The following is a 13,499-nucleotide window of genomic DNA, read 5'->3' on the forward strand; positions in this document are numbered from 1 at the left end:
GATCGCGTGATGGATCGCGTGGAGGTGCGGGCTGCCGGAATCCGACCGCCCTCCTCGCGGGCGGGCCGGAGGAATCACTTGCCTCCGTCGCGCATGAGAAGCATTTCGCCGCCCACGTCGAGGGCAGCGTCCACGAAGGTCGGCAGCTTCTCACCGATCAGCCACTCGACCTCCTCGGCGTCATCGTCGTCACCGCTCGGGAGCAGCTCGTAGTCGTCGTGGATCCGGTCGGTGTCGAAACCGGCGAGTTCGGCGCGGACGCGGTCGAGGTCGGTCTTCGAGGCGAGCATGGGAAAGGCCAGGGGTCCGCGTCGGGCGCCGCGTCACGCCGAGGAAACGCCCAGCGCCGCCCCCACAGGTCGGCGAGTGCCGTCAGGCCCCAGGCTCGGAACGCCTCGTCAAGCTGGTCCCAGCCGCGTCCCGGAAGGGTCAACGCGCCGAGCGGGTGCCGAGTGCGGTGCCGAGGAGTTCCAGCAGTCATGTGTACCCGCCGGGACGGCACGGGTCGAGTCGGCCGGCGACGATCTCCCGTAGCGCGGGCTCCACTTCAATCGCCTCGGTGGGCCGCAGCAGTTCGTGGGCGTTCGTGAGCTCCCGGATCCTGGCAAGGGCAGTCCGGACGAGTGTGTCGTCGCCGGAGCCGACCATTGCGAGGAAGGCATGCGCGTCGATGGCGTACGCCGACAGGTGCTGCTCTGCCATCTCGTCTTCTCTTCCTGAAGTTCTCGTCGAGGACCGGCCTGGACCGGACCGGCCCGGCATGTCGTGCTTACCCGTTCCGCCGCAGGAGATCGGAGAGCGCGATCCGTGACGAGACCCCGAGCTTCCGGTAGACGCGGGACAGGTGTGTCTCCACCGTGCGGGGGCTGAGGAAGAGCCGTCCGGCGATCTCTCGGGTGCGCAGACCAGTCGTCGCGAGTTCGGCGATCTCCCGTTCACGGTCGCTGAGTCGGCCGAGTGGGTGGGCGGTGCGGTTGTCCCCGGAGAGTTCGGCGCGCACCCGGGTCACCCGCTCCTGTACGAGCGCCGCACTGTAGGTGCGGGCGATCGCCTCGGCCGCGTCGAGATGGCCAAGGGCTGCTTCCCGGCCCTGGGCCTCTTCGAAGGAGCGGGTGCCGGTCGCCAGGGTCCAGGCGTGTTCGACGGGCATGTCGGCCATCCGGAAGGCGTCTGCCGCGAGGTCGAAGAGCTTGGCGGCCGCGTCGTGTTCACCGTCGGCCAGGTGGAGCTGGGCGCGGGCGCGGCGTGCGTACGCCTCCTGGACCGGCAGTCCGAGCCGCTCGGCTTCCGCCTCGGAGGCCCGGGCCAGGCGGTGTGCCTCCTCGTGGTCCCCGCACTCGAGTGTGGCCGTGGCGAGCAGAGCGAGCAGGAAGGGCCGGGAGAAGGGCCGGACCGGCGGCAGTCGATTGCCGCCCTCGCTGTCCAGCAAAGTCCGCCGACAGCCGGCGGCGTCACCGGAGAGCAGGCGGGCGTGCGCGAGCAGGCCCGTCGCCGAGGCGGTCCACCAGCTGTGACCGTTCGGGGTGGCGCGCGTCGCCTCCTCGACGAGTGCGACGGCCTCGTCGGCGTACTCACGGCCGCCGGTCCAGACGAGCGCTGTCGCGCGTATCGCCTGCGCCAGGTTGACGGCGGGTTGGACGCCGAGGGAGCGGGCCAGGGTTTCGACCTCCAGGGCATGCCGCTGGGAGGCTTCGAGGCGGCCGGTCCACTGCTCGGCCATGGCGAGTCCCAGCAGCCGGTGCAGCAGGATGGGTTGTCGGGAGCCCGTGCCGTCGGCCGCCAGCCCCCGGCCCAGGTGCCGGGCCGCATCCGGGAAGCGCTCCAGGTACAGCTCCGCGCTGCCGAGCAGGGCGAGGGTTTCCGGCGTACGGCCGGCGAGGGGGTCCGGCAAAGCGTCGACGAGCCGGGCGCAGCGGATGACCTCGTCCGTCGCCTCGTCGAGGTCACCCGCGTGGGTGGCGCACAGGGCGTTGAGGACCCGCAGCACGGTGCGGTCCGCTGTGTTCGTGCCACCCACTTCGACCGGTGTCCGCACGGCTTCCCGGAGCAGGGCACGCGCGTGGTCGTGCGTGCCGCCCAGGACATGGACCAGCCCGTACTCGATGATCAGTTCGGCAGCCTCGGCCGGCAACGGATCGGGCAGGGGCCTGGGCAGCAGCCGGAGAGCGGTACCGGCGAGGGCCGCCGCCTCCGCGTACCGCCCGAGCTGTCGCTCTACGGCGGCGCAGACGGCGTGGGCCTGAATCAACTGCCTCTCGCCGAGAGCCGCGTGCAGGTGCCCCAGCAGTTCGTGTGCGCGGGTACGGGCCTCGGCCAGCTGCCCGGAGGCGATCAGCGCGCGACAGCGGGCGAGTTCCATCTCGGTGCGGGCGGTGGAGTCCGTTCCCCCGTCGGGCAGGGATTCCAGTGCCAGCCGGAGCCAGCGCGCCGCGGTCGCCGGGTCTTGTGCGGCGATCTCCGTGGCGCCCTCGGTCAGGGTGCGCGCGGCGAGAGCGGCGTCCGTGCCCAGCAGGTGCTCGGCGTGACGGGCCCGTTCGCGGGCCCGGCCACCACGGGCGGTGATGAGGTCCAGGGCGCGGCGGTGGGCCCGCAGCCGGAAGGACACGCCGGCCCTCTCGTGCACGACATGGCCGACGACGGGATGACGGAAGGTCAGGTTGTCTTTCCAGTCGGCCGGGCGCACCAGGTCGGCCCGCTCCAGTTCGGCGAGTGCGTCGAGGGTGCGGTCCAGCCCCAGCCCGGAGACCCGGGCGAGATCCTCCGGTCGGAAGGGGCTGCCGACCACGGCCGCTGCCGAAGCGGTGATCGCCGCCTGCGCCGTCAGCGCGTCGAACTCGGCGATCAGCGGCTTCGCCTCGCGGAGCAACCCGGCGGTGTCGGTGCCCGGGCGGTCGGGCCAGTGCTCTGGGCGCCAGTCCGCCGCGACGAGAAGGCGCACGTATCGGGGATTGCCCTCAGCCGCGGCGCAGATCAGGCCCGCCGACTCCTCGGATGCGGCCGCAGCGCGGGACTCGGGTTCCCCCGAGGTGTGTCGGCCGGTGAGCATCGCGGCCACTGCTGCCGGGTCGAGGGGGCCCGGTTCGATACGCGTCACCGTGCTGGCCTGCACTCCGTCCTCCAGGGCTTCCAGCAGCTCGGGGGCCGTTTGCCTGGGGCGGTGGGCCAGGGCGAGCAGGAAGGGGCCGGGCGCCTGCGCACGGATCAGCCGTACGATGGCCGCCGTCGAGTCGCGGTCGCACCAGTGGACGTCGTCCAGGACCAGGACACAGCCCGCCGCCCATTCTTTGGGCCGGTCGCCGAACTCGTCGAAGTGCTTCGCACCCGAGGCCGCCCGTGGGTCGGTCTGCCGCGCCTCCCAGGCGTCCCGCAACACCTGCAACGAGGTGGTGTTTCCTCGTACGGCGCGGGCACGGACGACCGGCACTCCCCGCCGCGTGGCCAGTTCCATGAGTGCCGTGGCCAGGCGGGTCTTCCCGATGCCTGGTTCTCCGGTGATCTCCACGACAGAGCCCCGGCCGTCGCCCAGCGCGTTCAGGGACCGTGTGAGGAGGGTGAGTTCGGTCTCCCGCCCTACAGGGCGTTCTCCGGCAGCCGGTACGTCCACTGCGCTCATGAGCGCCGTTCTCCCTCGTAGGTGCGGTCGGGCGCGCATCAGGGGCGGCCTGGCCGCGGGGCGCCGTCGCAGTAACCATACAGAAGCAAACGATTTTGCTCGACTTCGTTTTTTGAAGTGAGATCTACTCCTCGGTGTCTTATCCAATGCCGCTGTGGCGCTCGACGGTCGTTTCGGTCAGGGAATGTCCCAGCTGAACCGATGCACGTGGATGCCGAAGTAGGGGAAGGACTCCACGGTGCGCACGCCTGGGACGGTGCGGATCCGGTCGTTGATGATCGTGGACAGCTCGTCCATGGTCCGGCAGACGACCTCCGCGAACAGGTCGTAGGCACCGGCCGTGGACACGAGGTAGATCACGCTGTCGATGCTCTCCAGCGCCTCGATGATCTCCTGGAGTTTGCCGTCGACATTGATGCCGAGCATGGCCATGACGGGCAGTCCCAGCTTCAACGGGTCCGTGACCGCGGCGAACTCCAGCACCCCGCGTTCCGTCAGCCGCTGCACCCGGGCCCGCACGGCCGGTGCGGACAGTCCCACCTCTTTGCCGAGGTCGGTGTACGACGCGCGGCCGTCCTGCTGGAGTCGCCGGATCAGGATCTTGTCGACTGCGTCCAGTTCGATACGAGCCGTCACGTGGTCCTCTTTCTTCCCCCGGTCGTCCGGACGCGACCGTAGCAACTCGGCAGGCGTCCGTCGCGGCCCGGGGGAAGGGCCCCGGTCGGCGGTTACGTACGGTGCTTACGTGTTTCCCCTGACGTAATCGCATCTGAGTTCGATAAGGCTTGGTCTCGCAGCTGACCACTGTTGTGAGGGGAGACATCGTTGGACACGCCCTTGGGCCAGGCGCGGTCGTCCGGCTCCGAAGAGCCCCTGATCGGCCGCGAGCAGGAGATCGGGCGGCTGCAGAGGGTCATCACCGGACGAACGCACGCGGGGCCCTGGTTGCTGGAGATCGCCGGGGAACCGGGAATCGGCAAGACACGTCTGCTGGCGGAATGGAGCGGGCTGGCCGAGCGGGCGGGGCTGACCGTGCTGTCGGGGAGAGTGCCCGGTGCGGATCGGCGGCGTCCCTTCGCGCTCTTCAGAAGGCCGGTCGTGCGGGCCCTCGAACTGCCCGGTGCGGCGGCATCACTCGCGCCGGAGGACCGGGCCTTTCTGCTCCGGCACTTCGCGGAAGAGGAAGCGGACGCGAGGCCGGAGGCCGACGGTGACGGAACGGCGGTGGGACCGCGGTCCACGGACGGGGAAAGGGCGCGATTGCGCCGATGCATCGCGGTTCTGCTGTGGACGGCGGCCGGCGACCGCCGACGCCTGACCCTCTGTCTCGACGACCTTCAGTGGGCCGACGACGCGTCCGTCGAACTGCTGGGCCACCTCCTGCGCCGTCCCCGTCCCCGGACCCCGCTGATCCTCGTGTGTTCCGTACGCCCCGGGCAGCGGCCGACGGCACTGACGGCGAGCCTCGCCGACCCGGACGACGCCTACCGAGTGGAGCGGTTCCGCCTCGGACCGCTGCCGCGCGGCGCGGCCGCCGAACTCCTCACCCGCGAACCGACGGTCGAACGGCAGCGGCTCCTCTACGAAGCCGGTGGCGGCAACCCCTTCTACCTGCAGGCGCTGGCACAGTCACCGGGGGCGTTCACGCCCCCCGACGGGACCAGCCCATGGGGTCTGTCGGACGAGGCGGTCATGGCGGCGGGCTCCGCACTGGCCCGTGAGCTCGATCCGCTGGACGCCGTGGAACTCGACGTCCTGAGGGCAGCCGCCGTACTGGGCGAGGATTTCGACCCCACACACCTCGCCGAACTCACCGGCCGGGACGCGCCGAGTATCACGCGTGCTCTCGACCGACTGATCGCCGCGGACCTGATCCGGACAGATCTCACCCAGGGGCGCAACTGCAGCCTGCGCCATCCGGTGCTGCGCGCGATCGTCTACCAGGCCGCCCCGCACGGCTGGCGCCGGGCCGCCCACGCGCGCGCCGACCGCGTCCTGCGGGAGTCGGGCGCCGGGCCCGCGCAACGGGCACCACATGTGGCCCGGAGCGCGGAGGCGGGCGACCGGGACGCGGTCCGACTGCTGACGGAGGCCGCCGAAGATATGCGGGAGGCGAACCCGGCGGCTGCCGCGTCCTGGCTGAGCACGGCACTGAGCCTGATCCGCGAGGACGGGGACGGGCTGCGGGCAAGGCTGATGCCACCCTTGGCTCGCTCGCTCGGGGCCATCGGGCACCTGCGTGAATCCCGGGAACTGCTCAGACGGATCCCCAGACCGGCCGACGCGCCCACCACCAGGTCGGACACCGAACTCGTGGCGTTCCATGCCATGCTCGAACGTCATCTCGGCAACTACGGCCGGGCCGAATCCATGCTGACGGCCGAACTCGCCCTGCTTTCGGAGGACTCCGTCGACTCCGTCGACGCCGACGAACTGAGCGCCCCGCTGCGGCTGGAGCTCGCCACGGTCAGTCTCCTGCGCCGGACGTTCCCCCGCTCACAGGAACTGGCGGCGGACGTGCTGCGCCATGCGACGGCCAGCGAGAGCAGGCACCTCCGCATGGCCGCCACCGTCCGTCTCGCGCACAGCAGCGCGTTCGCGGGAGATGTCCCCGCTCTGCTGCACCGGGGCCGGGAAGCCAGTGCGCTGGTGGACTCGACGTCGGACGCCGAACTCACCCCGCACCTGGACACCGTCTCCCAACTCGGCTGGGCCGAGGCCCTCGCCGAGCGGCATCACGACGCGCTGCGCCACACGGCCCGCGGCATCAGGCTTGCCCAGGACTCGGGGCAGCTGTTCGTCCTGCCGTACCTGCGGCTGGCCCATGCCTACGCCAGCGTCAGCGTCGGCCGGCTCGCGGACGCCCTGCGCTCGGCCGCGGGCGCCGAGGAGGACGCCCACTGGATGAAGCGGCCGGCGCTGCACGGATTCGCCCTGGCCCTGCACGCCTGGGCGACCTCGCTGCGGGACGGCCCCGACGTCGCCGCGCCGACCGCGGAACGAGCGGTGCAGGAGGTCGGCGCGGGCGGCAGGCTCTGGGCGGTCACGGCCGGGGTGCTGGCCGGTGTCCGGCTCGATCAGGAGCGGCCCGCCGAATGCCTGGAGCTGGTGCGATCCGCCATGGACCATGACCGGCACCCGGGTACCGCCCAGTCCATCAAGCCGATCTGGTACGCCCTGGGGGCCCGGGCCGCGGCGGCGCTGGGTGACCGAGAGGAGGCCGCCGAGTGGGCGCGGCGGGCGTCGCTCGACGCGGATCTACTTGGTCTGCCGGGCCAGCGTGGACACGCCGCCCTCGCGCGGGTTCACAGTGCCCCGGATCCTGTCGGCACCCTGGAGGAGGCGGTGTCCGGTTTCAGGGCCGGGGGACTGGTTCTGATGGAGTGTCAGGCAAGGCTGCTGCTGGCCCGGGAGCTCGCGTCACGCGGTCCGCGCGACGCGACGCGGCCCCACGTGCTGGAGCAGGCGGAGGAGCACGCCAATCGCGCGAAGTCGCTCGCGGAGGCCTCGGGTGCGCGTCATCTCTATCGGCAGGCGGTTGACCTGCAGCGCCGCCTGGGAGCTCGCCGGTCCCGCCCGGCGCGGGAAGCGTCAGAACCGCTGCCGGACATGTCGGCGCGCGAGCGGGAGATCGCCCGCATGGTGTCCCTCGGCATGTCCAACAACGACATAGCCCGCGCCCTCGTCGTCTCACCGAAGACCGTCGAAGCCCACCTCACCCGCATCTTCCGCAAGGCTGGTGTGCGCTCCCGGGTCGCACTGGTCGCCGCGCTGTCCCACGCCGGGCCGGAACACGTCGCCTGATGTTACGGACGGTGGTGACCGATCGGTAGTACGTACCGTGATTACGTGGTTCTCCGGATGTGTCGTACCAGGTCAGAGGGGTTGACTCCCGAGTGCGCCGGAGAGATTCGCCCGGACGATTGTCAGTGGCTGCTCGTAACGTTCCGCTCATCGTCACGCTGAGTGCCGGATCCCGGCCGAGCTGTGTCGATCTTGAGTTTCCTTGAAGCGGAAGGCGGGGGCCGGTGGGCTGGCTTGCGGTGGGCGACGGATATGAAGTCGCCCTGGTGGAGGGCCGGGTGGCGGCCAGGGCCACCTCCGGCCGGGCGGCCGGGCGGCAGTTGAAGTCGCTGCCGAAGGTGCTCAAGGACCACCCGGAGGTCGAGCGGCTGCGCCGGTTCGCCGAGTGGCTGGACCGGCACGCGGCGGCCTGCGTGGCCCAGGTGGACACCTGGATGGTGTCGGCGCTGCCGGTGCCCACGGAACTGGTGGTCCGCGTCTGGCCGGACGAGGCCTGGCAGTCGGCGCTGCGTGACCTCGTGGTGGTCGGCGACGACCCGGACGAGGTGGGGTTCCTGCGCGGGGTCACTGACTCGGGCGAGCTGCGCGTGGTCGACCTCGACGGCGAGACGGTACGGCTGTCCCCACGCACGGTGACGCTGCCGCACCCGGTGCTGCTGACGGACCTGGACGATCTGCGGGAGTTCGCGGCGGAGCTGGGGATCGTGCAGCGCGTCGAGCAGATCCACCGGGCGACCTGGCGCAGGCCCGCCGATCTGGACGGCAAGGCGACGCAAGTCTCGGAGTTCGCCGGAGGCTCGTTCCCCACGCGTTCCGCGCTGGTCGCCCGAGCCACCTCCCTGGGCTACCGGGTGTCGGGCGCCCGGGCCACCTGCCGGGTGCGCGACGGGGCGCACACCGTCGAAGCGGCCGTGTGGATCGGGGAGCCCTGGGACTACCAGGCGTCGACCGGCCCGCTGTCCTGGCACGGCCCGGACGGCCGGACACTGCGGCTCGCGGACGTCGGCCCGGTGGCCTGGTCGGAGGGAATGCGGATGGCGGCGGCACTGTACGCCGGGCGCGAGATCGAAGAGGAGACGGGCGCGTGAGCGGGGGAGCGCAGGTGTCGTACGAGGAACTGCTGGCGGCCGGTGCGGTGCTGCCGCGCGGCACGGAAGGCGCCGGGGAGCGGGCGGTGCCGCTGACGGCACGGTCGTACACGCACCCGGGCCTCGACGACCGGGTGGTCGTGCGGCTGGTCGCCGCGGAGCTGGGCGCGGCGGAGGACCTGGCCGCCGGTTTCGTGGGCCTGGAACCGGACGCGGACCCGGTCGAGGTGGGGCTGGGGGCACGCCAGGCGCTGGGCTTCCCGGAGTGGGTGCTGGCGCACCACCCGGAGGACGGCCATCACGCCCTGGCGGTCGTCCAGGACCTGGAGCGGATCGCCCGCCGGGCGAAGTCCCGGCCGAAGGCCGCCCTGGACGACTACCGTGAACTGGCCCGGCGACTCGCCGTCGCCGTACCGCACTTCCTGCCGACGTTCTACGAACAGGCCGGGCGGGTCTTCCTGTCGGTGGAGAACCCGACGTACGCGGCGCAGATGTTCGGCCGGGCCCGCGAGGCCGAGGCCGAGTACGGGCTCGCGCTGGACGAGGAGCGCCTGGACGCCGTGTTCCTGGAGTTCGCCCTCGCCGGGGCGCTCACGGCGACAGCGCTGTCCGGGTACGCGAAGGAACTGGCCGTCCGGGTTCCCGCGGCCGAGGCATTGGCGCGGTTCACCCGGTTGTGCGTACGGCGCACCATGGGCGGACTCGTGCCCTCCGCCCAGCTGGCGACCGACGTGCGCAGGCTGGCCCGTGCCGCGGGGCGGGGCGGGGGCGAGGCCGAGCAGGCGTACCTGGCCGATCTGCTCGCGCTGTCCGCCACCGCGAAGGCGGCTCCCGGCTGGTGGAAGTCCCACCGCGCGGCCGTCGTCGCGCTCGCCCGGCGTGAGCCCGCGGTGCGGGGCGCGCTGCTGAGCCTCATGCCCGACTCCGGCGACCATGCCGTGCTGCTGATGTGGCTGGACATCCTGGAGGAGTCCGGGGCCCTCGTGGGGCTCTGGGACGACACGCTGCCCGACCAGGAGCGGCCGCAGGACGGCACCGCGGGCTGGTTCGTCCGCTTCCTGGCGTTCCAGGAGCGGGCGCAGACATGGCACGAGCCCTCGCAGTTGCCCGCCCTGTACCGGATCGTGGAGCGCGCCGCAGGCCTTCTGCGCACCGAACTCACTGATTCGAGGCGGGAGTTGCGGGCGGAACATGATCTGGACCTGCTGGACCTGCTGCTCACCTTGGGCGTGCCCGTCGCCGCATGCCACCGACTGTTCCCGCACGGGTGGGCGAAGGGCGAGGACCGCCGTGACCTGCTCGCCCTCGCCGCCGACGGACGGTTCCGGGACGCCTTCCGCGAAGGCGCCGACACCTCCTTCACCGGCGACGAGGACGACCTGGACACGATCCGGGTCCTCGCCCAGTCGCCCGGCGGCCGGCTGATGCTGGCCGACTGGGTGCGCGAGGTCGCGCGGCGCTCCACCGCCGCCGGGCTGCCCGGTCTCCCCGACGCGCTGAAGCGGCTGAAGTGGCTGCCCGCGGAGGCGCTCATGCTCGCCGAGGACGAGATGCGGAAGGTGGCCGCCACCGACCTCGCCCCGCTGCTCGCCCGCACGATGAGGGCCGGGCTCATCGACGAACTCGGCTGGCCCGCCTGGGAGGAGGCGGCCAGGGACCTCGTCCGCAAGGAGAACGTCGAGGACTTGTACGTCGCCGACGCCTGGCCGTATCTGATCACCGCCGGTGCCACGCAGGTCCGGGTGATCGGCATCGAGGGCACCGTGCTCACCCATGATCTGCGGCTGCCGGACCAGGGCACGTTCGGCTACGCCGGGTTCCACTTCGTGGACGGTGAACTGCTCGTCCACTGGCGGACCTACGACTACGGCATGCGCGGGTACTGGCACCACAGCCCCGACCGGGTCCTGTCCCTGGCGGGTGCCATCACCCCCCGGGGTGTTCAGATGAACTGGTACCGGGAGAAGGTCGGCGTCCCGACCCTGCCCCTGCCCGGCGGCGGACGGGCAACCGGCGCCGGTGTCCTGCACCGTGGTGACACCACCGTGCCCGCGGAGGCGAACCTGCTCGGTGACGGCACCTCGTACTGGGTCTGGGGCGGGGGCGCGGACGGCTGGTTCGAGTACGACCCGGCCACCGGGCGGATGGGCCGCAAGAGCGCGCCCGCTTTCCTCGCCGACGCCTACGGCGAGGGCACCTGGGCGCCGGGCTGGCTGGCGCCCTACCCCGTCGACGAGGTCACTCCCGCCGGGGTGCCGGTGGACGGGCTTCTGGGCTGGCGCGCGGTGTTCCAGTCCGACGGCACCTGGCACGGCGAGGACCTGGCCGGACGCCAGGTCACCGTGCCGGAGGGGCGGGGGGAGCCGTACGCCGCGGTGCTCTTCCCCGGCGCCGACCAGCTCCTGGCGGTCGTCCGGGACGGTTGGCGTATTGAGCTCCTCGACGCGGACGGAGTCGTGACCGCCTCCGCGCGGGAGGACGGTGCTCCCGGCGAATTCGCGGAGGGTACCCCCCTCCTTCCGCCGCTGCGGTACTGGCACTGCCTGCGACCCCGCGACCCACAGGGCTCCGCCGCACTGCGCCGGATCGACGACGATACGGCGCGTGCCCTGCTCAGGGCACCTGAACTCAAGGAAGCCGTAGGGGAGTTGCTGCCTGAGGCCACCGACAAGGCGCTGCGGGCGGGCATCATCGGAGTGCTGCGGTACGCCGTCGAGCAGCAGAAGGTCCTCGACGCGGCGGCGGCCCGCCTGACCGCGGAACTCGCCGGCAGCCACGAGGACGAGGGTCCCGCCGGGCCCTCAGACCAGCTGCTGCGCGCCGCGCTCAGCGGCCTCGACGGCTCCCGCGGCAACTGGTACCACTACACGGCCGACCGGGACAACGTGTTCCGGAGACTGCGGGTCCTGAAGCGGGCGGTGCGCGCGGGTGACGACTCGCGCGGGTCCCACGACTCCGCGGCGGCTCCGCATGCGACCGCCACATCAGCGGCGGCCCCGCACGCGACAGCCACCTCCGCAGCACCCTCGCGCGCCGCTCACGCCCCCGCACCGACCCCGCGCCTGCACCTCGACGGCCCCGAACTACCCGACGGCTACCTGTACATGGAGCCCGCTGCCGACTTCTTCACGGCGGCGGCGTTCCGGGTTGCGTCGCCGACCACACCGCCGGAGCACCGGGAGGCCCTGGTGGCGCTGTTGCGGGAGTTCGAGGCGCTCGGGCTGGCCTCGACCGCAGAGCCCGCGCGGTGGCGTCGGGTCTCCCTCCACATCGACGCCCGTCAGCTGCGTACCCCGAGCGGCGAGTGGCGCGAGGGAAGCTGGCGGGGAGTGCTGCCGCTGGACGGCGGTGCCTTCCTCGCGGTCACCGCGTGCACCTCGCGCAGTGAAAGCGGCGGCTGCGACTTCGAAGCGCTCTTCCACGACCCCTCCGGCCGCTTCGAGGCTCCCGCCCCCTACACGGTCGAATCCGTTTACCGCGTCGGCGAGGACCGTGCGGCCGACTGGCTCGCGGCGTTCCTCGCCGAGCTCGACGAGCGGGGACCGGCCCCGTGGATCCCGGCCGCGGCCGAGGAGTTCGCCCGGCTGACCGGCGTCACCCTGACCATGGCCCGGCTCCTGGTGGCGGGGCTGCCGCAGGTCGACAGCGACGAACGGTCGTTCCTGAGCGCCGAGGCGCGGGCCGTGCTCCGCGTGAAGGTCACGGACGCCGCCCTGGCCAAGGACGAACTGCGCAAGACCTCCATCTCGGTCCTCAGGGCCGTCGTCGCCGCGCTGCTGCCCCGGGACCCGGCCCGGCTGTGGACGGACGGCCCCGACGTGGCGGCCGCCGCGGAGGCCTGGAACAGCAAGGTCGGCAAGCGCATGGTCCTGCCCGAGGCGCTCCTCGGCGAGATGCAGCGCACGCTGAAGGCCGAGCCCTGGACGCTGGCCGCCCTGCTCGACCCCGCCTCCGAGCCCCGCCTGAGCCGAGACCTGGAGTGGGCGGTGACGGGGGACCGGATCGGTCCGGTCGGCGAGGACACCGTCGGTTTCACCGCGGCCGCACTGATCGACTCGGTCGTCCTGGCCGCCTGGCTGGCACACAGGCTGCCTGTCGGCGACCCGGTCCGCGCCGCGCTTTCCGCCGCCCTGGGCGCGATACGTGACCGGCTGGCCCACCCCGGGCTGATGCTCGACCTCGTCATGTACGCCGACCTGTCCGACTTCCGCAAGGCGGCCGGCCAACCTACCGAAACCGGGAGGGGATTCGAGCGATACGGCGCGATCGTCATGGCCACTCAGGACTACCGGCCCGCCCCCGCCCTGCGCGTCGCGCTCCTCGACGCGGACGGCCAGGACCCGTATCTGCCCGCGCTGCGCCTCGCACAGGACGGGGCTCCGTTCCTGGCGGAGGTGACGCTGCGGCTGGCCCGCGCCCCGCACTTCGCGGCACTCGTCGCCGACCCGGGCGACCCCGTCGCGGGCGAGCGCGGCAAGGACGGCACCTGGTACCCGCAGGACCCCGCCCGCTCCGTGCCGGAACTGGTGGCCGAAGCGGCGAAGGAGTACGGCATCGGCGAGGACGCCGCAGCCCTCTACCTGATGCTCCTCGCGATGCCCGACCCCACCGACCGCAACACGGCCCGCTGGACCGGCTGGAAGCCCGCCCGCCTCAAGGCGGCCCGCGCCGAACTGGCCGCCACCGACCTGGTCGTCGGCGGCAGCCGCTCCCGCGCCGGACGCTCCCTCTTCCTGCCGGGCGGCTGGGAGGCCCTGCCCTCCCCACGCCTCCCGCTGGAGCAGTGGAAGCTGCCGCTGTACGGCGAACTCGCCCAGGCCCGTGTGGGCCTGCTCGTGCCGACCGAACCGGCACCCGATCTGTACCGCCGGGCCTGGCAGCGGATCCGGGAGGGCGATGTGCCGCGCTTCGAGGAACTGAAGGTCAAGAGCGGACGCCGCCGCTGACGCCGCATCGGCAGCAAGGACGGGCCTCTTCCCGCTCGCACCGGACCA

General features: G+C 72.4%; 7 protein-coding genes. 3 read left to right on the forward strand and 4 right to left on the reverse strand.

Annotation, left to right across the window (positions count from 1 at the left end; genetic code table 11):
• Positions 1 to 74 precede the first annotated feature (74 nt).
• The 4 genes from L0P92_RS04930 to L0P92_RS04945 form a co-directional block, all read right to left on the reverse strand.
• Positions 75 to 290, reverse strand: a complete 216-nt coding sequence (locus L0P92_RS04930; protein ID WP_234761256.1) for a hypothetical protein — start codon at positions 288 to 290, stop codon at positions 75 to 77.
• 187 nt (positions 291 to 477) lie between these two features.
• Positions 478 to 702 carry a DUF7691 family protein gene (locus L0P92_RS04935; RefSeq protein ID WP_234761257.1) on the reverse strand — a complete coding sequence of 75 codons (225 nt, stop codon included), beginning with the start codon at positions 700 to 702 and terminating at the stop codon, positions 478 to 480.
• Between the two features lie 67 nt (positions 703 to 769).
• A complete protein-coding gene (locus L0P92_RS04940) occupies positions 770 to 3,613 on the reverse strand; it encodes a helix-turn-helix transcriptional regulator (protein WP_234761258.1) in 2,844 nt (947 codons plus the stop codon).
• A gap of 177 nt (positions 3,614 to 3,790) precedes the next feature.
• Positions 3,791 to 4,249 (reverse strand): Lrp/AsnC family transcriptional regulator, encoded by a 459-nt coding sequence (locus L0P92_RS04945; RefSeq protein ID WP_234761259.1) that lies wholly within the window; start codon positions 4,247 to 4,249, stop codon positions 3,791 to 3,793.
• A 189-nt stretch (positions 4,250 to 4,438) separates the two neighbouring features.
• Between L0P92_RS04945 and L0P92_RS04950 the strand changes: the two genes are divergently transcribed.
• From L0P92_RS04950 to L0P92_RS04960, 3 genes are all read left to right on the forward strand, one after another.
• The gene (locus L0P92_RS04950; protein WP_234761260.1) at positions 4,439 to 7,417 is read left to right on the forward strand and encodes an ATP-binding protein; all 2,979 of its coding nucleotides are present in this window, start codon (positions 4,439 to 4,441) and stop codon (positions 7,415 to 7,417) included.
• 224 nt (positions 7,418 to 7,641) lie between these two features.
• Positions 7,642 to 8,505, forward strand: coding sequence for a DUF4132 domain-containing protein (locus L0P92_RS04955; protein WP_234761261.1), 864 nt, complete (start codon positions 7,642 to 7,644; stop codon positions 8,503 to 8,505).
• On the forward strand, positions 8,502 to 13,451 hold the full coding sequence (locus L0P92_RS04960; protein WP_234761262.1) for a DNA-binding protein: 4,950 nt from the start codon (positions 8,502 to 8,504) through the stop codon (positions 13,449 to 13,451). The genes L0P92_RS04955 and L0P92_RS04960 overlap by 4 nt, the downstream gene beginning before the upstream one ends.
• The last annotated feature ends 48 nt before the right edge of the window (positions 13,452 to 13,499 follow it).

Origin of the sequence: Streptomyces muensis, assembly GCF_021474425.1 — a bacterium.
Taxonomy (GTDB): Bacteria; Actinomycetota; Actinomycetes; order Streptomycetales; family Streptomycetaceae; genus Streptomyces; species Streptomyces muensis.

Excerpts from the sequence above, each read along its gene's own strand:
- L0P92_RS04930 (WP_234761256.1), bottom strand. The coding sequence starts at position 290 with ATGCTCGCCTCGAAGACCGACCTCGACCGCGTCCGCGCCGAACTCGCC.
- L0P92_RS04935 (WP_234761257.1), bottom strand. The coding sequence starts at position 702 with ATGGCAGAGCAGCACCTGTCGGCGTACGCCATCGACGCGCATGCCTTC.
- L0P92_RS04940 (WP_234761258.1), bottom strand. The coding sequence starts at position 3,613 with ATGAGCGCAGTGGACGTACCGGCTGCCGGAGAACGCCCTGTAGGGCGG.